The sequence below is a fragment of the Staphylococcus arlettae genome (assembly GCF_025560845.1).
GTDB classification, from domain to species: Bacteria; Bacillota; Bacilli; order Staphylococcales; family Staphylococcaceae; genus Staphylococcus; species Staphylococcus arlettae.
Map to the genome: position 1 here is coordinate 2,476,280 of NZ_CP094803.1, position 25,468 is coordinate 2,501,747.

Here is a 25,468-nt window from a genome sequence, read left to right on the forward strand (position 1 = left end):
GTGTGTTGTCATGGAAATTAAACAATTAAAATACTTTATTGAAGTTGCTAAAAGAGAGCATCTTTCAGAAGCTGCATTAGAATTAGACATTGCGCAATCTGCCATTAGTAGACAAATTAGTCATTTAGAAAGTGAGTTAAACGTCACACTATTTAAGCGAGAGGGTCGTAATATTCATTTAACCGACGATGGCCATAAGTTACTTGTTGAAGCCAACAAAATCGTCGAACAAGCTGAGGACACTGTTCGTTTATTTCATAACCAATCTGAAACAAACCATTATGTTATTCGTATCGGTTATGTTGAAAGCTATACTGCTCAAATGCTAAGTTTATTAATTCAAACATTCGAAGGTCAAAGCGACTCTAAAATAGAACCTATGTTAATGGAAGAAACAGAAATCACCAACGCGTTACTATCTGACCAAATCGACGTTGCTTTTATGGATTTATCCACTGATATCAAACAACACCGAGACCTTGATACCATTCCATTATTTGAGGAAACTTATAATATTTGTGTACCTAAAGAAGACCCGATTGCATTAGCAACCAATCCACCTTTATCACAATTTAAAGACAAAACCATTTATCAATTATACGCAACACCACAATCAATCAAGCACACCCTTGAACAGCAAATTCAACAGCGCGTACGTATAATTACGCACAAACAATTAGCAAAATATTTATTAACACACAACCGTGGTTTTATAATTACACCGTCCTATCACATTATTGATAAGCCTAACAACAAATGGGTAGAAAGCTCTTTGGCTCACACTGAATTAAAACGTACCATTTGTTGTGCGACGCGCAAAGACAATCGTAAACACGATATGCCGTTACTCAAAAACACGATTATCACTTTGTTAAGTCGTGATGCTACATATCATTAATCATATGCATCATATCTTTGATCGTTATACAATTTTTTGAATTCCTAAAATTCAAAGCGTATAATCACACTGTCACAATACTAAATGTTTGGAGTCCGCTACATGAACCTTAAAAGACAGTTTAAATCTCCATTTGTTTGGAGTATTACATTATTTTGTATTATTTTTATCTGTGTATTTATCTTCACTTTAGTAAACGACCAAATGTACCGTACACCTATTGGTCAAATTACGAATATCCAAAACCTGAAAACCGAACAGGTTGTCGATGAACATCATAACCATGATACAAAGCACCAAGATCAATTGACCATACATATGTTGAATGGCAAATACCAAGGTGAAACGACTAAAATCAAACACGAATATACAGAGTCTCAAGCAGACAGTGAAGCTTTTTCTCCAGGCAACAAAGTACTTATGCATATTGATAAAAAGCCAAGAGATGGCTATATTGTAGAAAAAAAGCGTGATAGTCTCATCGTGGTAGTTATGGGTGTTTTTTTACTAGTCATCTTATTAGTAGGTAAAAAGGTCGGTATTCAGTCTATTCTATCCCTTATATTCAATACCATAGCTATACTGACAGCAATTTATCTTCATTTACAGTTTCCTAACACTAGTCTATTTGGTTTAATGAGTATCGCTATTACATTGTCAACTACGATAACCTTATTACTCATTACCGGTTGGCACTGGCGAACGTTGGTCACAATTATAAGTACGCTGTTAGGTACCTTCCTTTGTATAGGGATTACCTATGGTGTTATACAAGCAACGGATGGTGCTGGGATGAAATTTGAAACGATGAGTTTCTTAACGTTACCGCCTAAAACTATCTTTTTAGCATCCGTTATCGTCGGCTCACTTGGTGCAGTAATGGATGTAGCTATTACAATAGCGAGTGGTATGTATGAAATTTTACGTCGTAGCCCTAACATTGAGATGACACGCTGGGCATTAGCTGGACGTAACATTGGACAAGATATTATGGGCACAATGACCAATATTTTGCTGTTTTCATATTTATCTGGTAGTTTACCAATGATTTTAATTTATTTAAAAAACGCAAATACTATAACTTATACGCTCTCTATCAATTGGTCTTTAGAAATATCTCGTGCAATCACAGGTGGCATTGGTATTGTGTTAACAATTCCATTAACGATTATCTTGATGCAACTGGTCTTCAAATTGCGAGGTGTTAAGCAATGAGCGCAATTACTATTTTAGGTTTAATATTATTTGTTCTGATGCTTGTTTTTGGTGGTAAAAAAGGATTAATCTCTTACCTTACCTTATTTTTAAATTTTATCATTGTCATTATTTCAATTGTATTTATTATTTTAGGAGCACCCATTTATTTAGTGACAATAATTTTTTGTATTGTCATTGCAGCGTGCAACCTCTTTGTATTAAATAGCTATAATATTAAAACACGTGCTGCGTTTTACGCTACTATCCTAACGACTTTATTATTAATTGTAGCGATTTATTGTTCTGTTGCTGTAGGTCACTTACAAGGGTTCACAACAGAACAACAAGATGAAACATATATATTTTCCATGAATATAGGCGTAGATATGGTAAAATTTATGGTCTTTACTGTTATTCTAGCTGTTATAGCTGCAGTTATAGATTTAACCATCACGATCAGTTCTCCAATTTACGAATTGTATGATACCAATCCGCATTTAACGCAAGCTGAATTATTTTATTCAGGCATGCGTGTAGGTCGTGAAATATTAGCAACATCTGCCAATACAATATACCTTGCATATTTTGGTGGCCAACTCACATTATTCTTTTGGTTTTTCAACCTAAAATATTCATTCGGTCACATTATTAACTCTAAAATTTTCGCACAAGAATTTGTCACTATTTTACTAGGTGGTATTGCAGTTGCTATAAGTATACCTATAACTGCGTGGTTAACATCCTGGCTGATTGTTAAAGAACAACGTAGTACCAAAACAACTGATAATGATAAGTAATGTGAGCAATAATTGTGTTCAAAAGGTTGAGTTGAAGCATGTTATCAGTTCAGCCATCTACTGACAATACGACATGAGGCTGGGACATTTTTAATTTGTCCCAGCCTCATTTTGCTTGTCTAAGTGCAACATTAACGGCGTTGCTTGAACTTATTCATTTCACCATAAAAATAAGCTTGTTCACCGTGCACTGTCTCATCCAGTCCAAGCTGTTCTTCATCTTTTGTCGTAGCCAATGAAGTCCAATAACCGATACAACGTGCAAGTATATATGTCATAACTACACTAAATATAATAGTGACAAAGACAGCTAGGAATTGGCTGCCAACTGCTTGCCAATGACCTCCTGCAAGTAAGCCATCTTGAATTGAAGGGTTTGCGTTTTTGGATTGGAAAACTCCGGTTAATAACGCCCCAACAATACCTCCAATTCCATGAATACCAAATGCATCTAGGGCATCATTATAGTTGAGTTTCACTTTGATGTAGTTAATGACTAAATAACAACAGCCACCTCCAATTAAGGCAATGATTATTGCTTCTATATAGTTAACAAAGCCTGCTGCTGGCGTAATAGCCACAAGTCCAGCTAACATACCTGACAACATCCCAATTAAACTTGTTGTTTGTTTGGATATATATTCTAATACTGACCAACCTAATGCACCTGCACTGGCTGCTAAGACAGTATTTACAAAAGCAAGTATTGCAATATTATCTAATGTAAATGCACTTCCAACATTAAAGCCATACCAACCTAACCATACAAATATACCTCCAATTAAGGTAATGACTAAATTATGTGGTGGTCGCTTATCTACATTATGTCCAGCCTTAATCATTACAGCTAACACTAAACCTGAAACACCGGACGTAATGTGTACTACTGTACCGCCAGCATAATCAATCGCACCTAAATGTTCGATCCATCCGCCTCCCCATACCCAATGAGCTACTGGGCTATAAACAAGCAATACCCATAAACCTACAAATATTAAGTAGGGTATAAATTTCATTTTTTCAGCAATCGAGCCTGATAAAATCGATACTGCTATCGTACAAAACATTAATTGAAATAACATAAATAAAGCTAATGGCACATGCGGCGACAAACTTTCATGAGTAGCAAATCCTACGTTGTGTAATCCGAGAAAACTAAAATCTCCTAACCACCCATTGCCCTGACCAAAACTAAGCGAAAATCCTGACAAAACCCACACAAAAGTTACAATGACAATAGCAGACATACTTTGCATTACAGTATTTAAAACATTTTTAGATTGCACTAAGCCACCATAAAAAAGACTTAGTCCCGGTGTCATTAACCACACCAGTAATGTACATAGAAAAACAAACAATGTATCTGACATATTCATATACTTCACTCCTTTTTAGGAGCATATACCGTTGATAGTGCAAAAGCAAAAATGCGTTATGAAAAGTAACATAGTGTGTCAATTTTCATAACACATTACACATCATTCAAGTTATTATTTGTTTTAAAATATACACGCGTTTGTCTTCTAACTCACCCTCACCACAATATTGATAACCACAACGTTCATATAATCGTTGTGCTTGTTCATTTGTGTCATTGACCGCTAAATAAATTTCGGTAATCATATGAAATTGTTCATGTATGTATTGTGGCAACGCTTGGATTACTGCTGTACCAATGCCGAGATTACGATAACGCGCGTCGACACTAAATGAACGAAAAAACACTGCTTGTTCATTTGTAGTATACGGTTTTATTCCTCCACCAAAATGCAAAGTGAAAAAGGCGATGCACTGCTGACGATCATTATAGACCAATGTCGGACAACGTTCATTATCAAGCTCTGCTAATTTAATGTTATCTTCGGGTGTTTTAGTAAACTGTCTATCGTGGGATTGTATATAAAAATCCATTACATCTTGAATTAATTGTGGTCGATAACTTTCAAAATACATATTACTTCCTCTTTTCATTATCTTCTGATTGCAACCAAGTTAGTACAGCTGGTGCTATACGTGTCACATCATCTTTTTTTATCCACTGTACATCAGTAATTTCACTTGCAGGTTCGATGTTCTGCCAATTGATGTCTTGGGTTGTACTAAAGCAAATCAGCTTAGTCAATGTATTGGGTTGAGGATAGGCCTCACCAACAACAATATTACGATAATACAACTCATGTTCCGCTACAGTTAAACCTAATTCTTCTTCAAGTTCTCTTACGAGTGCAGCGGTCAACGTTTCATTATCATCAATTTTACCACCCGGGAAATAATATTTAGCTCTATTTCTAGCTTGTACAAGTAATAATTCAGACTCTGTTTCCACTACTAAACATACACAGGTAATCATGTCGTATCACACCTTCTAGTTATTTCCAATTACAATATTTTCATTCGTTAGTATTGTTATGTTATCATATTGCAGTATTGAGCGAATAGCTCAACTTGCAATCAAATAAGACATACAACATAACTATAAACAAGTATCACCAACGACAGATAAATGGAGGTAACATCATGGCTAAAAAAACAAAACTACATCGCGTCTCTAATTTCATTAATTTTACTGGAGTTGCGATAGAAGGATTTAATTGGTATGCATATCGCTCTAACAACAAAAAACTGCTTTATGCGAGCATGGCCATTTCAACAACTGGTGCGATTTTAGATTTTTATACTGCATTAAAATCACCACGAAAATTTGTAAAATTATTTTCTACTTTTACCTTAGCAAGTACATTGGTCACTACGGTGAAGCGATTAAAATCAATGAAATAAAAAAATAGCGTAAACACTAGAGTCACACTCTACGTTTACGCTATTTTTTATTTAATGTATAAATTTATGATTTGCTACTTGTGAAGCAGGCACCGTTCTAAATGTTTTAACACCTGGTGCTGCACTATAGTTCATTTCCGAAACATAGACACTGCCGTCACTATTCACACGTTCTACAAATGCAACATGACCATAATACCCTGCATCAGTTTGTAAAATAGAGCCGACTGTAGGTTTACGATCTACTGTATAACCATCTTGTGGTGCAGCATTATCCCAATTATTAGCATTCCACCAATACGTACTAATGCCTTTACCAATTTGAGCTCGACGATTGAATACATGCCATGTACACTGACCCCAATCATATAAATTAGAGTGATTAAACACTGGCGTCTTGTAACTCGTACCTGATGATGTAGAACCACTAGAAGTACTTGAACTACCAGATACTTTCAAACGCTGGCCTGGATATATGAAATAATCAGACAATCCATTAAGCTCCATAATTTTTTTGTAAGTTGTTCCATACTTCGCTGCAATCGCAGATAATGAATCTCCGGATTTCACAGTATAATAAGATGTTGTCGAAGTATTTGAACTTGTTGAGCCAGATGTAGAAGTTGATGTAGATCCTGAAACTTTTAGGCGTTGTCCTGGATAAATAACATAATTATTTAAACCATTTAAACTCATAATCTTTTGATAAGACGTGCCGTATTTAGCTGCAATCGAAGATAGTGAGTCTCCTGATTTTACTGTGTAATATGTAGAACTTGAGCTCGTTGATGTTGAACTAGATGAGCTTGTTGATCCTGATACTGTTAATACTTGGTTTGGGAAAATAACGTTAGATGTTAAGTTATTTAGTGATTTTAATTTCGAAACAGATATATTATATTTATTCGCAATCGACCACAGTGAGTCCCCACTCTGCACTTTATACGTCGTTGCCCCTTCTGCATGCGTTGCGGCTACTGCTGCCACAGCACTACTTCCAATGACTGTCGCAATTATTTTCTTTTGCACTTTTGATAAGCCTCCCTAATACTGTAAAAACTTAAAATTCATTTCATTTCTTTTCATATTATACACGTCCTAATTGTTAATTAGTATATTTTTTTGATGACATTATGATTACAAAGCATTGTAAAAATTAATTAAAAATATACAATTCAATTGATTGCCTCTATATTTTTATAATATAAGGTATTAGAACGTACACTTTAGTTAAAACTTCATATGTTATGTAAATGTCATTAATTTTTACTCGTCAAAAGTCTTGATTTTAATATTTTCAATACCAAAATAATATGCTAGCAATGTTCGATAATTAATATTATCAATCGCTATTTTTTCTTTCTGGTCGCTTGTAGATATTGTAATATTACGTTTAGACATTGTGACACGTCCATCTACTTTAGCCTTACTAACAATTAATTCTCGCACAAAAATAGACTGTGGATCATGCTGATTAAATTCAATACCTGCAGCAAAATCATCAAGCGTTTGAGATTCAGTCGTAGCTTGATACTGTATAACCCATGCACTACCGTTATATTTCAAAAACCGATAATTCGTTTGGTCTACCCATTCAATTTTAAAGTAACCATTAATATCTTCGATAATTTTTGGTTGTGATAATGGTAAGGCTTGTTGTGGTACATCTGCGTAACCCACATCTGCTACAAATTCTCCCTCTGGTAAAGTCACGACAAGTGACATATGCGAACCTTCCATAGCCCATCCATCACCCGTATGAATCGTTGCCGCAACCATTTTGACTGTAAATCCTTTTGCCATTAAAAAGTTGCGAAACAAACGGTTTTGCTCATAGCAAAAGCCTCCACGTTGTTCGACAATAATTTTATGCAACATACTTTCATCATCTAATGCAATGGGTTGCTTATTTTGTACATTAATATTTTCAAATGGTACATGTAATACATAATGTTGAATGAGGTGATTCAACGTGGCCAAATTCACTTCGTTATATGTGTCGACATCAGCGTTAATATATTCATCTAGCTGTGTAAAATCAGTCATCTTAAATCATCCTTTTCAATATCATTTAATTTTATAGTGCACCGTAAACTATAATGAAGCAATAGCTTTGCTTAAACAATTAAAGCCTTTCGCTAAACAAAAAATCAAACGCTTATATAATATAAACGTTCGATGCCATCGTTGTTTTCATTTATTTTGAGAGTACTAATTCCATAATCATTAATGTGCCTTTACGCCACTGAACACGTTGGCCTGAATCTTTAAATTGACATTTTGTATAAAGTGCCTGTGCAGTTGTATTATCTATATTTACACCTAAAACTATGCTAGTTATATGTGGATAATATTCGGCAATAAAGGCTGGCAATTCTTGCAAAGCTGCTGTTGCATATCCTTGATGTAAAAAACGTGTATCAGTAGAAAAACAACGTAACAATAATGTTGAACTGTGTTTTGTGTAGGATTCAAATTCATGGTGCTCTTGTAAGGCGAAATAGCAAACTAAATGTCGATCTTGATTGAAACACACAATCGGATGATGCTTGTCACTAGCTTGTTGAATATTATTACAAGGGTAGTCCGTAAATTGTAATTGTGTTTCTGTTAACTCATATTGCTGTATCTGCAACTCATATTTTGTAGAATAGTTTTCTAATTGCATAATGTTCACCCCTAATTTTCACCTCTATCGTTGACTTGTAAAAAATTTATCATGAATGTTGCGGTCTGTCATTCGTCATAGATAGTTTATTTTTTATCGACGAATGCACTTAAGCAGTTACACTTATTGAACATAAAAGGGATAAGGACAGCAATCAAGTAATATTTAAAAGTTTTAGCCTCCCAATCCAGCAAAGATGACTAGCATTGAAAAAGTGGAAAGCGTGCATAATAAATTGCCAACAAAGACGAGTAATTTATCGACAATCTATGACGTGGGATGAAACAATGATGTTTCTCACTCTTGTTTTAGAACATAGAGAAACTTCAGCTGATATTCCGACTAAGACTTTTTATATAATATCGGCAGTGCTTTGGGCCGACTCCTGCGGAACAAGCACGAGACGAAGACTACTGGCTGAGGCTGTGTCTGCAGAAAGCGTGCACAAAAAAATGCCAACAAAGTCAGAGAGTTTATCATAGTCTCTTGTTGTATTGTCAGTAAATAGACTTTGGATATTAGTCCTTCTAAGGTCTTTTCTATAATATTGGCAGTGCTTTGGGCCGACTCCTGCGGGAATAGCACTTGCCGAAGACTACAGGCTAAGGCAGTGCCCGCGGAAAGCGTGCACAAAAAAAACTGCCAACAAATTCAGAAACTTCATCTATATTCACTTGTTGTATTGTCAGTAAATAGACTTTGGATATTAGTCCTTCTAAGGTCTTTTCTATAATATTGGCAGTGCTTTGGGCCGACTCCTGCGGGAATAGCACTTGCCGAAGACTACAGGCTAAGGCAGTGCCCGCGGAAAGCGTGCACAAAAAAATGCCAACAAAGTCAGAGACTTTATCGGCAGTTTTGGAGTGAGACAGAAATCTAATGATGTCCCACCTTTGTACTTTTATGTGACACTATATAAATTGAACAACAAAAATCAAGACAATGACAATAGGTAAAATAAATTTAATTAAATAATACCATGGACTAAACAGTTTAAATTTATCGCGTCCAAAATATTCACGTAACGCTTCTTTATCCAATAATTGACCAACTACTAACGTCGTCCCTAAAGCGCCAATGGGCATTAGGATATTAGATACTAAGAAATCCATATTATCAAAAATCGTCCCTGCAGCAAACCGAATGTTACTCAAACTACTAAATGATAACGTAGCAGGTATGCTTATAACAAAAACAAGTATACTACCTATCACTGCTACACGTTTACGCTTAGTATTATCATTTTTAGTGAAATTTGAGACATTCAATTCTAATAGCGAAATAGAAGAAGTGAGTGCTGCAAATAAAAATAGTATTAAAAATATTAAATAAAACCCTGATCCAAAGGACATTTGTTCAAATACTTTCGGTAACACTATAAATAACAGCCCTGGTCCTTCCGTTGGTTGGTAACCGAAAGCTGATATAGCTGGAAAGATTGCTAAACCTGCTAAAATAGACACTAAAATATTCATAGCTACAATAGAAAGTGCTGATGTTTTGATTGTCATTTCTTTCGATGCATAACTAGCATAAGTAATCATACCCGTTGTCCCTAGAGATAATGTAAAAAACGATTGCCCTAATGCTAGCAAGACCCCTTCTACCGTAATATCTTGTACACGCGGTTCTAAAATATAACGTAGCCCACTCATCGCACCATCAAGTGACAATGATTTCACCACAATTAATATTAAGAAGATAAAGAGTAAAGGCATCATAAATTTTGATGCTTTCTCCAAACCTTTTTCTACCCCTAACATAACAATCACCATCGTTAAGAGTATAAATATCCCTTGTCCAACTATTGTTAGCCATGGATTACCTATTAACGCATCGAATTGTAAGTTGCCAATTTGATTACTTTGTAATGTTACAATGTGATATATCACATTACCAATATAAATAATAATCCAACCACCTATTACACTATAAAAGCCAAATAAGATAAACACTGCTAAATTACCATTCCAACCGATAATATTTATCCATTTTTTTCCTGTTAGTTTTTCGTAAATTTTAGTGGTATACGTTTGTCCCATTTTACCGACTGTAAATTCCATAATTAGTAACGGTAAACCCACAAGTAAGGTAAAGATTAAGAACATTAATAGGAAGGCGCCGCCCCCGTTTACCCCTGCCATATATGGAAATTTCCACATAGCTCCTAGTCCAATAGCGGAGCCAGCACTTGCTAAAATAAAACCAGTCGATGTCTTCCATTGCGATTGTTTAGTCATTTCCAACATCCTTTATATATAACTTCATTACGTTAAAGCGTTCAATAAACATAGAATCTACTATACCATTTTTCAAAATCCAACACAATAGAATCTAAAGAAGTTATTATTTATATATTTTTATAATAAAAATAAACCTATAGATTGGCTTTTAGCTCAATATAATTGTCAGAAATTTCATTGTATTTACCCTAAAATTATGGTATACTAGTATGCGTTTTGTGCAAGATTTATCTTTATCAAAATAGTTTGATTTTTCTAATAATTGAGGTAATTGAAATGAACAAATTAATATTAATATCTGGTTTCATGCTATTCTCATTCTTTTTTGGGGCAGGTAATTTAATTTTCCCGCCGATGCTCGGATATACTGCTCAAAGTAACATGTGGATAGCGATGGCCGGATTTGCAATAACTGGTATTTTAATGCCTTATTTAACAGTTATTGTCGTAGCTTATAAAAATGGCGGTGTAGAGAGTATTGGAAATAAAGTGCACCCCATTTTCGGGTTAATCTTTGCGATATGCATTTATTTATCAATCGGTGCACTTTATGGTATTCCTCGAGCGGCTAACGTAGCTTATGAAATTGGCACAAAAAACTTACTACCCGTACATAATCAGTGGACACTTATAGCATTTTCTATTGTTTTCTTTTTCATTGTGTATATCATTACACTTTATCCAAGCCGTATAATTGATAATTTAGGCAAATATTTAACACCCATTCTGATATTTATAATCGCACTATTATGTGTGTTAGTCTTTATTAACCCTGAAGGTTCCGTCCAACAACCGGGAGGAGAATACACATCAACACCAATAGTCTCAGGTATACTCGAAGGCTATTTCACAATGGATTTAGTAGCTGCACTCGCCTTTTCGGTAGTTATTGTGCAAATGTTTAAATTAAATGGTGTGAATGATCATAAAACATTAGTCAAAAGTGTCATTAAAGCCGGGTTAATTTCAGCGCTATTATTAGTAATTATTTACTTTTCATTAGCTTATCTTGGTGCCTCTACCACACATCCTGGTTTCAAAAATGGTACTGATATACTAACCTTTAACTCATTACGTGTTTTTGGTACTTTTGGTAACTTAATCTTTGGTATTATTGTCATCTTGGCGTGTCTTACGACTTGCATCGGTTTAGTTAATGCCTGTGCCGCATTTGCAATGGAAAAACTTCCAAAAATTTCATATAAATCCTTTGTACTAATTTTTTCACTATTAGGCTTTTTAGTTTCAACACTTGGTCTGAATTTAATCTTACAAATTGCAGTACCATTGTTAACATTTATTTATCCTACGTCTATCGTATTAGTACTCATTTCGTTACTTAGTATTTTCATTAAATTTGATATGAAATATACTTTTATAATACCAACCATTGTGACTTTAATTATTTCACTACTACAAATAGCTGTTGATTTTGATTTACTAAACATACTAAATCGTCTCTACACACTATTGCCATTAGCAAATATCCAATTAGCATGGCTCATACCATTTATTGTGTTAACAATCGTTGGCCTTGTTGTTGATTATTTCCTAAGAAATAACGTAAAACCGGAAACTCACCAAAATTAACGTTCAATTTATAGCGATGGCTGCCCTAAAGGCACCATCGCTTATTTTATTATTATGCTTAATTGCACAGCTGATGTCTCTGTACTAGTCATACGTTACTGGTTACTATATAATATCCTTAGATAAGTAAGACATATATACTGGAGGAGAATGTTATGCAAATGTTCAATCCTTTTTTACAAACTATCGAAAATGAAACTCACCGAACAAAAGTTGCTGAATTATTCACATGGGTGGCAGAGACCTTCCCACAACTTGAAACGACAATCAAATGGAACCAACCAATGTTTACAGATCATGGTACTTTTATTATTGGTTTTAGTGTGGCAAAACAACATTTTTCTGTTACGCCGGAAGCTCAAGGGCTATCACCTTTTGTTGAGCGTATTACTGAAGCAGGCTATAGCCAAACACAAAATTTATTCCGTATTAAATGGACACAAGATATCGATTATGCTTTACTGCGAGACATGATTCAATTTAATATTGATGACAAGGCAGACTGCACGACTTTTTGGCGTAAATAACAAGAGCTATAGATGGTCTATTATTCATAATAAACCCACCATTGCGGACATAAAAAAACTGCCAACTAAGTCGGAGACGTTGTCGACAGCATGAAACCTACTATCTTAGCGTTAAGGTAGTAGGTTTTTTATATCTATTGTAACTCGGCTAAAAAGTGAAGTATGTCTTGTTCTACCGCTTCTCGAGCTTTACCATGCGTTATTAAATGCTCACCCTCTTCATAACCTTTGACTGACTTATGTTGATGTGCAATATGCTCATAAATATAATGTGCGCTTTTAGCATAAGCTGGTTCATCTTGTTGACCATATTTAATAACTATAGGTGCTTGGATACTTGGCAACTGTAGCATAATGTTATCTACAACATTTTTAAACATTTCAAATCCCGCTTCGTATGAGCGTATATCAGCCACTTGACGTTCTATTTCGGTTTGGTCTAAGCCTAAAATATCACCCATACGTCGACCATATGCTTCTAAACGCATTGCTAAGCCAGCATCGTCTTTTTTATACGGTACTGACATCGCAACGACACTATGCACTGACTTGGTTTCACTCAGTTTAAGGGATAGCAATCCTCCCAAAGACACACCTAACACTGTGATCTTATCATAACCTTTGTCTTGTAACAGCTCATAACCATCTTGAGCATCTTGCCACCAATCTTCTATAGTGTATGCCATCAAATCTTCAAGCATTTTTCCATGCCCCTTATACGAAGGGACGTAGCAAGTGTAGCCTGCTTTATGTAATTTCGTAGCTAACAGTTTAACATCACGCACCGTCCCAGTGAACGAATGTAATAATAATACCGCATGGGCTGCACCTTCATGCTCTAAATATATTGGATTGGGTTCTTTTACTTTAATCATTCTTTGTCACTCCACGCTTTTATTCTCACTTTTATTATAACAAACATCAGTAGTTATGGATGCTATCTTAGTTAAACAGTAAAAAATGCTGATGAGCAGTCTTACTCACCAACATCATTATGATATAACTAACTATTCATTACTAATAAATTGTAACTCATAAACGGCTTTATCGTCATAAGAGTTAAAGTTATCGATTTTAGCATTAAGATAGACTTCTTGAGCCTTTCTACTAACGTTATGTTTATATGTTATTTTGACATGTAAATCTGATTCGTAGCCATTATTTTTCAAAGTACGATCGATTTCTTTAAAAACATCATTATTTATCGGTAATAAATAACCTTCTTTACTTGGCAACATACTAACATGTTTACGTTGAAGTACATCGTTCTCTCCAATAAAGATTTCTATTTCAATATTTTTGGCAGCTCCGCCACCTAAATTATAAAGTTTGATATAGTCTACATTTTCTAACTCGTTATGATCCTCTATATTTCTAACTTTTAATCTACCATCATTTCGCGAAATGAGTATTTGGTTAAATCCTAATGCTGGAATAAAACTTATTTTCATTTGATACAATTGGATAGACACAGAAACAAAATAAAATAATGCCATAACAAATGTCCCAATTGAACCAATGGCTGAAATGATATTAATCATAATTAAACCTCCTTTTAACTTATCGTTGTATCTATCCCCGTTTTGCTATAGGTTCACACTTCTTAATTAAACTTAACTTGTATTACATAACATCAACATGCTAACCACAAGCCACTGCTGACTTTAACATAATTAAAATTGTCACCCAAAATTTAACCCACCATTAACATCATATTCATATTTAATAATTTATTTTATTAACTTATATAAATATTTTATTATTTACATATGATTATGATAAGCTTTAGACAAACTAATGATGGGGGACGCACAGCATGTCATTTTTTTCACTTAAGCCAAAGTTCTTAATACATAAATTTATCGTCATAAGCATTCTTTCTGTACTAATTACTAGCATCTTGCCATACAATACCGCTAAAGCAGATGATGCCTTTAGTTCTATGAGTGAACTCATGGAAAACACAACTGAAGGTAGCGACTGGCAAATCACGACTACGGATCGGGGTAGCGATGTATTAATTGCTGCTATACATGGAGGCGGTATCGAACCTGCTACTTCACAACTCGCAAGTCTAATCGCGAGCAATGGGGGCTATAACTATTATTCATTTCAAGGTGTGCGTCCAACAAATAATGGAGAATTACATGTCACATCTACAAATTATGATGAACCTATTATTCAACATATGCAATCCACTGCTAACCGCTCTGTCACTATACACGGAGCTTTGGGTACTGAGCCCGTTACATATATAGGAGGCAAAGACCAATCATTGATCTCGAGAGTTGAAGACGAATTAAGAAACGCGGGTTTTGAGGTTCAAGAATCTCCGAACCACCTTTCGGGTAGTTCCGACAATAATATAGTCAATAAAAATCAGCGTGGTGAAGGTGTTCAACTTGAATTAACCACAGCTATGAGACAATCGTTATTTAGCAATAATGATATTTCAAAAATCTCGAGAATGAATTTATTAAATTATAATGCTGATATGTATAATTACGCCCATGCCGTCAATGATGCTATTGCTAAAGACAACTAACTTCATACTAAACTTTCAACAGTTATATCTTTGTAATCGTACAATGATATAACTGTTTTGTTGTGACATAGTACTTTAATCGAAAGTAGATATATAGTTAAAAAATTCTAATAATTTTAACATTATTTTTTTAAACATAATGGTTTGCTTTGCTAACTAAAAACAGTTAAAATTGACAACTGTGATGTTTTAGAAAAGAGGTAATGTGTCATGTCAGATAGTATACTATCTAATAAAAAGAGAAATACCATAATTTTAGTAATGTTAAGTAGTGCCTTTGTGGCCATGCTAAACCAAACTTTACTAAATACAGCTTTACCAGCCATTATTACAGGATTACAAATCACAGAAACTACTGCACAATGGTTGATTACTGGTTTCATGTTAGTGAATGGTATTATGATTCCACTAACTGCCTTCCTCATGGATCGATTCCATACTAGACCGCTTTATATTTTTGCCATGAGTGCTTTTTTAGTCGGCTCTATTGTCGCCGCACTTTCTCCTAGTTTTACCTTGCTCATGATTGCACGTATCATACAAGCAGTCGGAGCCGGTATCTTATTACCACTCATGCAATTTACTGTTTTTACGCTCTTTCCACCGGAAAAACGTGGCTTTGCCATGGGTCTTACAGGTATTGTAGCGCAATCAGCACCGGCTATTGGACCTACTTTAACCGGCTTTTTAATCGATACGTTTAGTTGGCGTGCGCCATTTATCGTGGTAGCAGCGATTGCTATTATTGCCTTTATTGTTGGAACAATCTTTGTAGAGAGCAATAACACTACAAAACACACTGAACTAGACAAAACTTCCGTCGTTTATTCTACTTTAGGTTTTGGGTTAATGCTCTATGGCTTTAGTAGCGCAGGTAATCTTGGCTTTGGCTCACCCATCGTCATACTGTCCTTAATTATTGGTTTAATCATTGTAGCTATATTTGTTCTACGTCAAATTAAACTCGATAATCCATTATTAAATATGAAAGTTTTTGCCAATAGAACATTTTCGTTATCAGCTTTTAGTTCAATGATTCTATTTATTGGTATTGTAGGCCCTGCCTTATTAATCCCAATGTATATTCAATCAGGTTTAGGTTTATCGGCAATTTTATCAGGCTTAGTTATTTTACCAGGAGCCGTCGTCAATGCTTTTATGTCTGTTTACACCGGTAAAATTTACGATAAATATGGTTTGAAAATCTTAGCTATCCCAGGCTTTATCTTACTCATCATTATGACAATTTTACATTGTTTCTTAACTACAGAAACTCCTTATTGGTATATCGTAGTTATTTACGCGGTGAGAATGTTTGCTGTAGCACTCATCATTATGCCTTTGAATACAATTGGTATAAATGCGCTACAACCAGAAAATATTTCTCATGGAACAGCTATCATGAATTCGCTACGTATTATAGCAGGAGCAATCGGCACTGCTGTGATGATTACTATTTTATCTATTGTACGTAAAAATTATGCTGTTGCACATGCAGACCAAAGTAAAATAGATATAATGCAACATTCTACAGTTTTAGGTGTCGATGCCGCCTTTATCTTTACTACTATTTTATTATTTATTGGATTTGCTTTAACACTCATGATCAAACAACCTAAAAAATCTTAATGTTTTAAGTTGAGAGACTCTATTGATATAACAGAAGCCCCATTCATTACACTCATGTAATGAATGGGGCTTCTTTTTTAAAATGTTTCGTATGAAACATTTTAGTGGATAACTAGTCACATAATGCCTATACACAAAAGAATCATCACGATAGTTAATAATATTGCTCTACCTATAATGATACGATCCCAATGCGTTTGTATTGTTCGTAAATTAGAAGGTACTTTATGTGCTTCTGCTGCAGTGGTGATAACTTTATGAATCGGTTTAGATTTAAAATTATATATAAAGATATAACCTAACATTAGTAAAAATGCTATCACATATTCTAAATTTCCTACGCGGAGCCCACCATTAAATATCACTGCAGCCACAATAGCAAATATGCCAACTGTTCCAAATTGAGGCATGCGCTTATCTGCTATTTGATGCATATGACCTAATACGTCTACCATACTTTTATCTCTACACTTACGCAATGCTTGAACACCAATGATACTGAAAAATACATCTACGCCAAAGACAACACCAATCATTATGATTGCTATGATACCTGCAACTAATTCCATCATATCACCTTGTTTTATGCTTTCGCTATTACTGTGTTCAATTCGTTAGCCGCGTGTCAACATGGCTCGTTTTTACAACAGTTATCCTATCTCTTCCCACTTTAAAATTTTCCAAAACAGTAGATTTCACACGATGTAATATCTATAAATTAAAATAATGCACCATTTACAACTTTTATAATTGCATATTATTGTGCTGGTGCCAATTGCCACTTATATGGTTCAGGCAATGCATCCCAAGCCCCGTCTATTTCATCGTGTTTCAATAAGCAATCATCTAATTGTTGAATAAGTTCATCCTGTTGTAGATTTGTACCTATGATGACAAACTGTGTATGACGATCTCCGTATTCAACGTCCCAATTTTCAACAACGTCCGGTCTGTCTGCTAATATGTCTCGCTGTGCCTCCGGTGACATACTCGCTACCCAATATGTTACCGGACTTATATTACATGATGAACCAGCTTGAGATAACAAACATGCTACTTGATTGTATTGCGCTAACCACACAATTCCTTTCGTACGTATGATATTTTGTGGCAGTTGCTCTAACCATGCGTGGAAACGTTCTGCATGGAATGGTAAACGTCTAGCATACACAAAAGAAGTAATACCATATTCTTCAGTTTCTGGTGTGTGCGTACTATGTCCACCTTCCGTTAACTCTTTAATCCAACCTGCTGATTGGCTAGCTTGTTCAAAATCAAATAATTGCGTATTTAATACTTCAGACAAATCAACTTCAGCATTAACCGTACGAATCACTTTCGCTGAGGGTTGTAGTTGGCGTAATATACTTTCTAAATGTGTTAAATCCGCTTCATTCACTAAATCTGTTTTATTTAAGATAAGTACATCACAAAATTCTACTTGGTCAATTAATAAGTCAGCAATAGAACGTTCATCACTATCATCTGCGCCTTGACTACGATCAATTAATAAATCTTCTGAGTTAATATCATTAATAAAACGATTGGCATCGACTACTGTAACCATAGTATCTAATGTACAAATCGCACTTAAATCAATACCTAAAGCATCATCCATATAAGTAAACGTCTGTGCTACTGGCACTGGTTCAGAGATACCAGTAGATTCAATTACTATTTGATCAATATTTCCTTTATGTACAAGTCGCTGTACTTCTTGCAACAAATCATCACGCAACGTACAACAAATACAACCATTTGATAGTTCTACTAATTTTTCATCAGTACGTGACAGGCCACCCCCGTCTGCAACCAAGTCTTTATCAATATTCACTTCACTCATATCATTCACAATAACCGCTATACGTCTGCCCTCACGATTTTGCAAAATGTGATTGAGTAACGTAGTCTTGCCTGACCCTAAGTAGCCACTTAATACCGTAACTGGAATTTTGCCCATAACATCAAAACCTTTCTAAATCGTAATTATTACGTTTTGTATTATATTAGAACTTTTCGAAATAAGCAAATGCATTTAATGAATAATCGCGAGTGTTTACTTTTCAAATAAATCGTATGACAAGATTGTCACTTGAAATGTCACTTCATATTGTCGAAATTTATCATGTAGCTCCTTATACTGAAAGTAATAACGTTAGGAGGTATTATGTGAAACGATTAATCAAATCAATCATAGGTATATTTATTTTTATCGTAATAGTTTGGAGTGCTTTGCTTCTTTGGAAGGTTTACGCAGAGCAACATACTGATAATTCAGCAGTTGCAGACTTGGCAAAGTTTAATCCATTAATACAAAGTGAAAATTATTATATTAAAACGCAAGAACCAACAAAGGTTGATAAACAGGATAATTCACACAATGTTTATAAATATAAACAGCAGGCAGTAGATAAAAATGGTCATCGCAAAATGATTACATTTAATGCTTTTTCAGATAAATTAAAAATTAATCATTATTTAAAAGTAGAAGTAAAATTAGATAGAGTTCAAAGTTATAAAGAAGTCTCGCAACAACAAGTACCTTCAAAGGCGCTTCAACGTATTGATTAATATATGAATTTAGGCCAACAAAGTTTCTGTCTTTGTTGGCTGTTTTTTGTGCACGCTTTCCGCGGGCACTGCTTTAGACTATAGTCTGCGGCGAGTGCTCTTCCCGCTGGAGTCGGCTCAAATTACTGCCAGTAATATACAAAAAACCTTAAGTAAATTATCACTTAAGGTTTGATCACATGCTTGCACTTATTATTTAGATAAATGTTTGAATTATACAGTCTTTTATCATTGTTGATGAAAACGATAATGTAATTGTCTTACTTCTTCAGCTAAATCTTCTACTGGTCCTTCAACTTCAGTATCAGCAATGACATCTTGAATGCGTAAATTACGAACTTTAGCAGGCGGGACGTCTAACTCTTTTAGCCACTGAGCCAATTGAACCGATGAACTTGCGTAGACAATGCGGTTAAGACCTACCCAACCATGTGCAGCTGCACACATTGGACAATGTTCTCCAGAAGTATAAACCGTAGCTGTAGCACGTTCAGTTTCAGATAAGTGATTTGCTGCCCAACGCGCTATCGCAAATTCAGGGTGTTGTGTATGATCACCACCAGAGACATGGTTAAAATCCTCAAATAATATTTCCCCATCTGCTGCAACAAGTATAGAGCCAAAGGGTTCGTCATTCGTTTGCAATGCAGTTTCAGCCAATGTAATACAGCGTCGTAAGTACTTTAAATCTTGTTCATTTATCATTGTACTACTCCTCCCCCTCAATCAATTAACTTTTAAATATAACTTTAATATAGCGTAGTCGAGATAGCTAATATTTCATCATAATGCATACTTAATTCTGATGAAATATGTTTAAAAGCCTACCTGATGAGAGAATTAGTAATGTAAGGAGGTCACGCATATGAATGAATTAACAGACAACCAAATTAGTACTTATCAATTTACCGATGATGGCACAATTCCGAATAACCCCACATATCCATTAGTTATATATAAAGATATACTCACTAGCACTGATAATCCCGAACAGATTTTAGCACATAATAATTGGCTAGGCAGTTGGCGTGGTGGCATATTCAACCAACACCATTATCACAGTAATACCCATGAAGTACTTGCAGTTGTAACTGGAGAAGCTTTTCTCCAACTTGGCGGTGCTTCAGGTAAACAATTAGCTGTCGCATCTGGTGATGTCCTCATTTTACCAGCAGGCACTGGTCATAAATTAGTCGATAGTAGTCCCGATTTTACTGTTGTTGGCGCCTATCCTAATGGTATAAGTTATGATTTCTGTACAGGACAACCACAAGAACGTCCTCAAAATGTCGATAACATCGCAACGGTAACACTACCTGCAAAAGACCCTTTATTTGGTAGCCAAGGTCCTTTATTCAATTATTGGCAATAAACAAATAAGCTAGAAAAGTTGAATTATACTTTTCTAGCTTACTTTATGTGTATTAACTTTTTTATTATGTGATGTTATTAATAAAAGTACTGCCTAGTACATCTCTGACATCATGTATCACTAAAAATGCTTTATCATCTTCTAAATATACTAAATTTTTAATTTTTGTCACTTGCGATTGAGGCACTACTACATAAAGCATACCTGAGTCATTTTTTGAGTAACCACCCTTACTCGGTAAAATCGTTGAACCTCTACCAGTGAAACTATTAATTTTGTCAGCAATTTGTTCATTATGTTCTGAAATAATCGTTACCGCTTTTTTAGGGTTAAAACCTTCAATGACAAACGATGTTGCGCGTTCCGTAATAAACAACATAATTATCGTAAATAGTACGTTTTTTAAAGGTAATACCATTAAAAATGATAACACGATTAAACTATCTAGTAAGAAAATAGATTTAGCAGTTTTAAATCCAAAATATTTATTTAATATTCTAGCAATAACAGCAGGTCCTCCTACCGTACTGCCTGTCGACAAAACGATACCCACACTAATACCAATAATCGCTCCACCAAATACTGAGTTGATAACAAAATCATCAATCCCTAAATTTATATCTTTAGTAAGTCCTAAAAATAATGAAAGTGCAGTATTGGATATAACAGTATAAATAGCTACTTTTTTACTTAAAAATTTCCAACCTATAATAATAAGAACTACATTTATTAGTAATGTGGTGATTGCTGGTGAAAAACCAAAAGCATATTTTAATGCTAATGAAATACCGACCGTTCCGCCATCTCCCAAATTAGATCCTAATAAAAAACCATTTACGCCGATAGCATTTATCAAAGTACCAATTAAACAAAGAATGATATTTTTATAATGATTGTTGAACATTGCTACCATCTTCTCACCTTCCCTTACTTTTAATTAACCCGTACATACTACCATATAGCTAGCTAAAAATGATACGCATTTTTTTAATTTTCACTAAATAAACGCTACCACTTAAACTCCATTGTTCAGATACAGCGTTGCATGTTAAATTAGCACTAAAGTAGTTAACCTACCCAGCATAGGAGGTGATAAAATGACCACGATCTTGTACATACATCACGTAATTAATCTTATATTCATGATTATTTTATTTATATTGAATTTCACTAATTTTGGTGGCACACCAGCCTTAATTGTATTAGCCATACTCTTTATCATTAATACCATCTTATTAATAAGAGCAAACAGCAAACAAGTGAAGAATAGCGACACTAAACCAGAAGATTTCAAATAGAAGTGACAGTGTCACAATGGGGGTGTATTATAATTTCTAACAAATCCGAACCATCTAGTAATAACATTAAAGCAATATTTTGGGCTACCTTGCCAATATACATGTACTTTATTATCTTATCGATACATACGATATTAACGAAAGAAAGTACCACTGCAGCCTTCCTAGCTACTTCGAGTTTAATAACTTTTACACCAATGCTCACACTAGTAACTAGTAAATATTTGAATACGAGAAAATCTAAATAAGGTAGTGTATTATAAAAATGAGCAAATATACATATGATTATAACTACTTGCTAATGGCGATTCCTCTCTTAATCACTGCTAAATTTGTCCCAGTCGTTTTAGTCGCAGCTATAATCTGTTTATGCTGTGGCTTTGAGACTCGCAAATAAAGCAATTTAGTATTAATAGTAAGCAAACTTATCCAATATTAAACTAGAGGAGCAATGAACTTAAATGTCCATTGCTCCTTTTAATATAACTTTTTTCAATGAATAACAAACTAAATCTATAACTTCACTGTTATCTAAAAAATAAAAACTAGAGTAATGACTAAAAATACTAAATCTCCTCATTATCAATATCAAATATTAAATGACTATACTTTTTACAATATCTTGAAAAGTCCTCATCCTTATTAAAAGCTAACCAAAGACCTCTATCATCATATAAATGATATATTAAATTTTTGGTGTTATTTATTATATATATTTCAGAGTAATTATAATCTTGCTTAATATTTGGAATTAACCCTTTAAAATCTTGATTGGATATAGCTTTTAATAACCGTTTATATTTAATGTTACTTACAAAACAATGGTATGTGAACTCATCACACAAAACATCATTGTCGTCCACTTTTCGATATTCTTTAAAATAGAATAACTCTTCAAGACTCAGCGTTGTAAATTTTTTAATCATATTCGTTTTTTTATAAGGTTTATTATAAGTATATACAACGTGAACTAAATTTATAAAATCAGAAGACCAAAATAAGTCTTCAAAAATATTTATAGCATTTTTATAAACAGTTGAAAAATAATCTTGATTTATAGTGTCACCACCATCTAATAACTGGTATTGACCCTCACTTAAACTTAAATGACATGTGCTTTCTAAATTCCGAAAATTTAATGTTTTAATATCTATATTGTCTTTATCAAAATACATAATATTCACACCTTATCCCCTTTATTTTTGAGTGAATTTTTGCAATATCAACGTCACTTTGCTTCAATAACCATTTATTCAATTGTACCAAGTTTTAGTTACCTTTTTATTACTATCACACATCGAAAAATCACCTAAAATCTTCAATTTTTAGACGTCACCTATTCCTATTAAAGGCAAAATAAAAAGAGCTAGAAACTGCATGATAACAAAATTTCTAACCCTTTATAGATTTATCCATTTTCTAAATTCTTTATTTTCTGTTTATATTGTACTAAGGTATCATATTTTTCCTTAGGTGCAGTTTTAGATAATAATACATCATATGACTCGTCATAAATTCTTTTAGCTTCAGATTTCTTTTCTTTGTTTACTGTTCTATATATATCGTCAATTTCTTCAAATATGCTTTCATTTTTATTTAAATAAATAAGTTTTTCTTTATTAGCATCTCGATCAATCAAACCATCTCTTATACCATATTTAATCGCATAATAAAGTAAAATAGCAGATAAAATTATGTATACGAAAACCAATTAACCACATCCTTAATATTTTATATTAGCGAGAATTTTAATAATTACCTTCTCTCTTTTCTTTTAACTCTTTAATCATGTAGTAAAGGTTTACTAAGGAACATATGAATGCTCCAACACCTAATGCAATAGAATTATCATAAAATGAGTATATAGCAAAAATGAATGCAACTAAAAAGATAATAAAAGATACACTTATCTCGATATTCTTCCACATATAAATATTCCTCTTTACTGTCATTGTTTAATTTTCAAATTTATGCACATAACATTATCTATAAAATAAGTATACCATCACTATTATAATAATTTTTGACGCATAATGTTATTTACTGTATTCAATTTTACTTGCTAATTCAGCTATTGTTTTGTTATCTGTAGGCTTAACATCAACAGTTTCGATATTTTCTTCAATTGCTTTCTTTGTCACTTCATCCATGTTGCTGTAATCACTCATTTGTGAATCTGCCCACCGGTAAGGAACTTTATTATACACATTTATCGTCCCATCGCCATTACTACTATAGGTCACTGAGCCACCAGCCTTTATAGGTGCTTCTAATTTCACAACATCTTCCTGATACACAGCGCTATTTTCAGCCTGTGGATTTACTTTTGATCCTTTTGGTATTTCTTTCACATATAACGTATCCATACCTTTCATATTATTTTTCATAGGTCCTAATTGTTCCCAGATTCTAGCATATTCTATTTCTTTAGAACTAAAATCATCTAAATAACTTTCTTTATTATTCTTGGTTTGTTTTTCTTCTGACTCATTTTTATTAGTGTTGTTTTTAGTGTTGTCTTCTCTACTTGCTTCAGTTTTATCATCGTTAGTAGCTTCATTATTTTTACTTTCTTCTATCGTTGCATCATCTTTATTCTTTTCTTCAGTCTTTGCTTGATTGTCTGTGTTATCACTTTGTGTATTGTTTGAGCCTTCTGAAGTATCACTATTACAACCTACAAGTATTAATGATAATGTAATTGTAACACTAGCTAAAGTTAACTTTTTCATACAATATAACTCCTTTCAACGTATTAATTTAAGCGTAACACAACATTAAATAGTAACAAATAGTTAGCAAATTTTTTATGTTCTTAAAACACATATAACTTTAAACACATTAAAAACCCCTTAGTCTTATACCTAAGGGGTTGCATCATTCTATTATTCCCACTCGATGAAGTGATGCTTTTTCACAGTTTTACAATACTTGTGAACAGTTGATATATCAGTATTTTGCTATTTTATTTAATCGCATTAATTTGCAACATTTTAAAATTTACGTATTCAATTACGTATTCATTCCCGTATGCGTGAGTCTTTTATTATTTATTAATTTTTAAAATGTAATTCACATGATTTACAATATAAATTACTTTTAGGTCCTTCGCTGAATTTTCTTTTAACGAACTTAATCAATACTATAATACCAATAAGCAATAAAATACTAGGTAATGCACTTAATGGTGCCTTTATAATAGCTCCAGAAAGTACCGCTCCTAAAACTGTAATTCCAGTAATAGCATACATAAATAAAAGTAAACACCCCGTGCAACCAGTTTCGGTAGATTTTACAACAACAGATCCTGAACCACATCTCGGACAACGACGCCAGCCACTCACTATGTATCACT

Annotated in this window: 29 protein-coding genes; 11 read left to right on the plus strand and 18 right to left on the minus strand. The window is 33.9% G+C overall.

Translation table 11 applies throughout. The annotated features are described in order from the left end of the window. The first annotated feature begins 10 nt into the window (after window positions 1-10). From gltC to MUA37_RS12140, 3 genes are all read left to right on the plus strand, one after another. Window positions 11-898 (plus strand): glutamate biosynthesis transcriptional regulator GltC, encoded by an 888-nt coding sequence (gene gltC, locus MUA37_RS12130; RefSeq protein ID WP_002509943.1) that lies wholly within the window; start codon window positions 11-13, stop codon window positions 896-898. 102 nt (window positions 899-1,000) lie between these two features. Further along, window positions 1,001-2,113, plus strand: coding sequence for a YibE/F family protein (locus MUA37_RS12135; protein ID WP_262624644.1), 1,113 nt, complete (start codon window positions 1,001-1,003; stop codon window positions 2,111-2,113). Next, the gene (locus MUA37_RS12140) at window positions 2,110-2,892 is read left to right on the plus strand and encodes a YibE/F family protein (protein WP_262624645.1); all 783 of its coding nucleotides are present in this window, start codon (window positions 2,110-2,112) and stop codon (window positions 2,890-2,892) included. Before MUA37_RS12135 ends, MUA37_RS12140 begins: the two co-directional genes overlap by 4 nt. A 131-nt stretch (window positions 2,893-3,023) precedes the next feature. On the opposite strand, the gene MUA37_RS12145 is transcribed toward MUA37_RS12140, so the two are convergent. The 3 genes from MUA37_RS12145 to MUA37_RS12155 form a co-directional block, all read right to left on the minus strand. Further along, a complete protein-coding gene (locus tag MUA37_RS12145) occupies window positions 3,024-4,268 on the minus strand; it encodes an ammonium transporter (protein ID WP_262615148.1) in 1,245 nt (414 codons plus the stop codon). 106 nt (window positions 4,269-4,374) lie between these two features. Beyond that, the gene (locus tag MUA37_RS12150; RefSeq protein ID WP_262615149.1) at window positions 4,375-4,845 is read right to left on the minus strand and encodes a GNAT family N-acetyltransferase; all 471 of its coding nucleotides are present in this window, start codon (window positions 4,843-4,845) and stop codon (window positions 4,375-4,377) included. 1 nt (window position 4,846) lies between these two features. Then, on the minus strand, window positions 4,847-5,242 hold the full coding sequence (locus MUA37_RS12155) for an NUDIX hydrolase (protein ID WP_021459300.1): 396 nt from the start codon (window positions 5,240-5,242) through the stop codon (window positions 4,847-4,849). A 167-nt stretch (window positions 5,243-5,409) separates the two neighbouring features. On the opposite strand from MUA37_RS12155, the gene MUA37_RS12160 reads away from it, so the two are divergent. Continuing rightward, complete coding sequence (locus MUA37_RS12160) at window positions 5,410-5,670, plus strand: hypothetical protein (protein ID WP_021459301.1); 261 nt, start codon at window positions 5,410-5,412, stop codon at window positions 5,668-5,670. A 51-nt stretch (window positions 5,671-5,721) separates the two neighbouring features. Here the strand turns inward: MUA37_RS12160 and MUA37_RS12165 are convergent, their stop codons facing one another. From MUA37_RS12165 to MUA37_RS12180, 4 genes are all read right to left on the minus strand, one after another. After that, window positions 5,722-6,699 (minus strand): LysM peptidoglycan-binding domain-containing protein, encoded by a 978-nt coding sequence (locus MUA37_RS12165; RefSeq protein ID WP_262624646.1) that lies wholly within the window; start codon window positions 6,697-6,699, stop codon window positions 5,722-5,724. A 237-nt stretch (window positions 6,700-6,936) separates the two neighbouring features. Then, complete coding sequence (locus MUA37_RS12170; RefSeq protein ID WP_262624647.1) at window positions 6,937-7,716, minus strand: arylamine N-acetyltransferase family protein; 780 nt, start codon at window positions 7,714-7,716, stop codon at window positions 6,937-6,939. 151 nt (window positions 7,717-7,867) lie between these two features. Then, a complete protein-coding gene (locus tag MUA37_RS12175) occupies window positions 7,868-8,338 on the minus strand; it encodes a GNAT family N-acetyltransferase (protein WP_262624648.1) in 471 nt (156 codons plus the stop codon). 911 nt (window positions 8,339-9,249) lie between these two features. Then, complete coding sequence (locus MUA37_RS12180; protein ID WP_262624649.1) at window positions 9,250-10,578, minus strand: sodium-dependent transporter; 1,329 nt, start codon at window positions 10,576-10,578, stop codon at window positions 9,250-9,252. Window positions 10,579-10,857: 279 nt separating this feature from the next. On the opposite strand from MUA37_RS12180, the gene brnQ reads away from it, so the two are divergent. Both brnQ and MUA37_RS12190 read left to right on the plus strand, forming a co-directional pair. After that, complete coding sequence (gene brnQ / locus MUA37_RS12185; protein ID WP_262624650.1) at window positions 10,858-12,171, plus strand: branched-chain amino acid transport system II carrier protein; 1,314 nt, start codon at window positions 10,858-10,860, stop codon at window positions 12,169-12,171. A gap of 155 nt (window positions 12,172-12,326) precedes the next feature. After that, complete coding sequence (locus MUA37_RS12190) at window positions 12,327-12,698, plus strand: iron chaperone (protein WP_002509931.1); 372 nt, start codon at window positions 12,327-12,329, stop codon at window positions 12,696-12,698. Between the two features lie 134 nt (window positions 12,699-12,832). Here the strand turns inward: MUA37_RS12190 and MUA37_RS12195 are convergent, their stop codons facing one another. Both MUA37_RS12195 and MUA37_RS12200 read right to left on the minus strand, forming a co-directional pair. Next, a complete protein-coding gene (locus tag MUA37_RS12195) occupies window positions 12,833-13,573 on the minus strand; it encodes an alpha/beta hydrolase (RefSeq protein WP_262624651.1) in 741 nt (246 codons plus the stop codon). A gap of 132 nt (window positions 13,574-13,705) precedes the next feature. Then, window positions 13,706-14,239: a hypothetical protein gene (locus MUA37_RS12200; protein ID WP_002509929.1), complete on the minus strand. Its 534-nt coding sequence runs from the start codon at window positions 14,237-14,239 to the stop codon at window positions 13,706-13,708. A 401-nt stretch (window positions 14,240-14,640) separates the two neighbouring features. On the opposite strand from MUA37_RS12200, the gene MUA37_RS12205 reads away from it, so the two are divergent. Together MUA37_RS12205 and MUA37_RS12210 are read left to right on the plus strand one after the other, a co-directional pair. Beyond that, window positions 14,641-15,243, plus strand: a complete 603-nt coding sequence (locus MUA37_RS12205) for a poly-gamma-glutamate hydrolase family protein (protein ID WP_037579900.1) — start codon at window positions 14,641-14,643, stop codon at window positions 15,241-15,243. Window positions 15,244-15,453: 210 nt separating this feature from the next. After that, window positions 15,454-16,872, plus strand: a complete 1,419-nt coding sequence (locus MUA37_RS12210; protein ID WP_002509927.1) for an MDR family MFS transporter — start codon at window positions 15,454-15,456, stop codon at window positions 16,870-16,872. A 116-nt stretch (window positions 16,873-16,988) separates the two neighbouring features. Here the strand turns inward: MUA37_RS12210 and MUA37_RS12215 are convergent, their stop codons facing one another. Continuing rightward, window positions 16,989-17,444, minus strand: a complete 456-nt coding sequence (locus MUA37_RS12215) for a hypothetical protein (protein ID WP_142385145.1) — start codon at window positions 17,442-17,444, stop codon at window positions 16,989-16,991. A gap of 185 nt (window positions 17,445-17,629) precedes the next feature. Then, on the minus strand, window positions 17,630-18,832 hold the full coding sequence (locus MUA37_RS12220) for a GTP-binding protein (protein WP_262615155.1): 1,203 nt from the start codon (window positions 18,830-18,832) through the stop codon (window positions 17,630-17,632). 209 nt (window positions 18,833-19,041) lie between these two features. Here MUA37_RS12220 and MUA37_RS12225 point away from each other — a divergent pair, with 209 nt between their 5' ends. Next, complete coding sequence (locus MUA37_RS12225; protein ID WP_262615156.1) at window positions 19,042-19,443, plus strand: YxeA family protein; 402 nt, start codon at window positions 19,042-19,044, stop codon at window positions 19,441-19,443. A gap of 228 nt (window positions 19,444-19,671) precedes the next feature. Here the strand turns inward: MUA37_RS12225 and MUA37_RS12230 are convergent, their stop codons facing one another. Further along, window positions 19,672-20,148, minus strand: a complete 477-nt coding sequence (locus MUA37_RS12230) for a nucleoside deaminase (RefSeq protein WP_002509923.1) — start codon at window positions 20,146-20,148, stop codon at window positions 19,672-19,674. Between the two features lie 160 nt (window positions 20,149-20,308). On the opposite strand from MUA37_RS12230, the gene MUA37_RS12235 reads away from it, so the two are divergent. Further along, a complete protein-coding gene (locus MUA37_RS12235; protein WP_002509922.1) occupies window positions 20,309-20,815 on the plus strand; it encodes a cupin domain-containing protein in 507 nt (168 codons plus the stop codon). 64 nt (window positions 20,816-20,879) lie between these two features. Here the strand turns inward: MUA37_RS12235 and MUA37_RS12240 are convergent, their stop codons facing one another. Then, the gene (locus MUA37_RS12240; protein ID WP_021459314.1) at window positions 20,880-21,728 is read right to left on the minus strand and encodes a YitT family protein; all 849 of its coding nucleotides are present in this window, start codon (window positions 21,726-21,728) and stop codon (window positions 20,880-20,882) included. Between the two features lie 184 nt (window positions 21,729-21,912). Between MUA37_RS12240 and MUA37_RS12245 the strand changes: the two genes are divergently transcribed. Beyond that, a complete protein-coding gene (locus tag MUA37_RS12245; protein WP_002509921.1) occupies window positions 21,913-22,113 on the plus strand; it encodes a hypothetical protein in 201 nt (66 codons plus the stop codon). Between the two features lie 566 nt (window positions 22,114-22,679). Here the strand turns inward: MUA37_RS12245 and MUA37_RS12250 are convergent. The 5 genes from MUA37_RS12250 to MUA37_RS12270 form a co-directional block, all read right to left on the minus strand. Next, window positions 22,680-23,288, minus strand: a complete 609-nt coding sequence (locus MUA37_RS12250) for a DUF3885 domain-containing protein (RefSeq protein WP_021459316.1) — start codon at window positions 23,286-23,288, stop codon at window positions 22,680-22,682. A gap of 233 nt (window positions 23,289-23,521) precedes the next feature. Then, complete coding sequence (locus MUA37_RS12255) at window positions 23,522-23,824, minus strand: hypothetical protein (RefSeq protein WP_002509919.1); 303 nt, start codon at window positions 23,822-23,824, stop codon at window positions 23,522-23,524. Window positions 23,825-23,861: 37 nt separating this feature from the next. Beyond that, a complete protein-coding gene (locus MUA37_RS12260; protein WP_021459317.1) occupies window positions 23,862-24,041 on the minus strand; it encodes a hypothetical protein in 180 nt (59 codons plus the stop codon). Window positions 24,042-24,149: 108 nt separating this feature from the next. Beyond that, entirely contained in the window at window positions 24,150-24,845 is a 696-nt protein-coding gene (locus MUA37_RS12265) for a hypothetical protein (RefSeq protein WP_262624652.1), read from the minus strand. A 321-nt stretch (window positions 24,846-25,166) separates the two neighbouring features. Further along, entirely contained in the window at window positions 25,167-25,457 is a 291-nt protein-coding gene (locus tag MUA37_RS12270) for a hypothetical protein (RefSeq protein ID WP_262624653.1), read from the minus strand. Window positions 25,458-25,468: the final 11 nt, after the last annotated feature.

Excerpts from the sequence above, each read along its gene's own strand:
- MUA37_RS12150 (WP_262615149.1), bottom strand. The coding sequence starts at position 4,845 with ATGTATTTTGAAAGTTATCGACCACAATTAATTCAAGATGTAATGGAT.
- MUA37_RS12170 (WP_262624647.1), bottom strand. The coding sequence starts at position 7,716 with ATGACTGATTTTACACAGCTAGATGAATATATTAACGCTGATGTCGAC.
- MUA37_RS12240 (WP_021459314.1), bottom strand. The coding sequence starts at position 21,728 with ATGGTAGCAATGTTCAACAATCATTATAAAAATATCATTCTTTGTTTA.
- MUA37_RS12245 (WP_002509921.1), top strand. The coding sequence starts at position 21,913 with ATGACCACGATCTTGTACATACATCACGTAATTAATCTTATATTCATG.
- MUA37_RS12155 (WP_021459300.1), bottom strand. The coding sequence starts at position 5,242 with ATGATTACCTGTGTATGTTTAGTAGTGGAAACAGAGTCTGAATTATTA.
- gltC (WP_002509943.1), top strand. The coding sequence starts at position 11 with ATGGAAATTAAACAATTAAAATACTTTATTGAAGTTGCTAAAAGAGAG.
- MUA37_RS12215 (WP_142385145.1), bottom strand. The coding sequence starts at position 17,444 with ATGATGGAATTAGTTGCAGGTATCATAGCAATCATAATGATTGGTGTT.
- MUA37_RS12135 (WP_262624644.1), top strand. The coding sequence starts at position 1,001 with ATGAACCTTAAAAGACAGTTTAAATCTCCATTTGTTTGGAGTATTACA.
- MUA37_RS12235 (WP_002509922.1), top strand. The coding sequence starts at position 20,309 with ATGAATGAATTAACAGACAACCAAATTAGTACTTATCAATTTACCGAT.
- MUA37_RS12140 (WP_262624645.1), top strand. The coding sequence starts at position 2,110 with ATGAGCGCAATTACTATTTTAGGTTTAATATTATTTGTTCTGATGCTT.
- MUA37_RS12160 (WP_021459301.1), top strand. The coding sequence starts at position 5,410 with ATGGCTAAAAAAACAAAACTACATCGCGTCTCTAATTTCATTAATTTT.
- MUA37_RS12200 (WP_002509929.1), bottom strand. The coding sequence starts at position 14,239 with ATGATTAATATCATTTCAGCCATTGGTTCAATTGGGACATTTGTTATG.
- MUA37_RS12260 (WP_021459317.1), bottom strand. The coding sequence starts at position 24,041 with ATGTGGAAGAATATCGAGATAAGTGTATCTTTTATTATCTTTTTAGTT.
- MUA37_RS12145 (WP_262615148.1), bottom strand. The coding sequence starts at position 4,268 with ATGAATATGTCAGATACATTGTTTGTTTTTCTATGTACATTACTGGTG.
- MUA37_RS12195 (WP_262624651.1), bottom strand. The coding sequence starts at position 13,573 with ATGATTAAAGTAAAAGAACCCAATCCAATATATTTAGAGCATGAAGGT.
- brnQ (WP_262624650.1), top strand. The coding sequence starts at position 10,858 with ATGAACAAATTAATATTAATATCTGGTTTCATGCTATTCTCATTCTTT.
- MUA37_RS12220 (WP_262615155.1), bottom strand. The coding sequence starts at position 18,832 with ATGGGCAAAATTCCAGTTACGGTATTAAGTGGCTACTTAGGGTCAGGC.
- MUA37_RS12190 (WP_002509931.1), top strand. The coding sequence starts at position 12,327 with ATGCAAATGTTCAATCCTTTTTTACAAACTATCGAAAATGAAACTCAC.
- MUA37_RS12205 (WP_037579900.1), top strand. The coding sequence starts at position 14,641 with ATGAGTGAACTCATGGAAAACACAACTGAAGGTAGCGACTGGCAAATC.
- MUA37_RS12265 (WP_262624652.1), bottom strand. The coding sequence starts at position 24,845 with ATGAAAAAGTTAACTTTAGCTAGTGTTACAATTACATTATCATTAATA.
- MUA37_RS12180 (WP_262624649.1), bottom strand. The coding sequence starts at position 10,578 with ATGACTAAACAATCGCAATGGAAGACATCGACTGGTTTTATTTTAGCA.
- MUA37_RS12210 (WP_002509927.1), top strand. The coding sequence starts at position 15,454 with ATGTCAGATAGTATACTATCTAATAAAAAGAGAAATACCATAATTTTA.
- MUA37_RS12175 (WP_262624648.1), bottom strand. The coding sequence starts at position 8,338 with ATGCAATTAGAAAACTATTCTACAAAATATGAGTTGCAGATACAGCAA.
- MUA37_RS12230 (WP_002509923.1), bottom strand. The coding sequence starts at position 20,148 with ATGATAAATGAACAAGATTTAAAGTACTTACGACGCTGTATTACATTG.
- MUA37_RS12250 (WP_021459316.1), bottom strand. The coding sequence starts at position 23,288 with ATGTATTTTGATAAAGACAATATAGATATTAAAACATTAAATTTTCGG.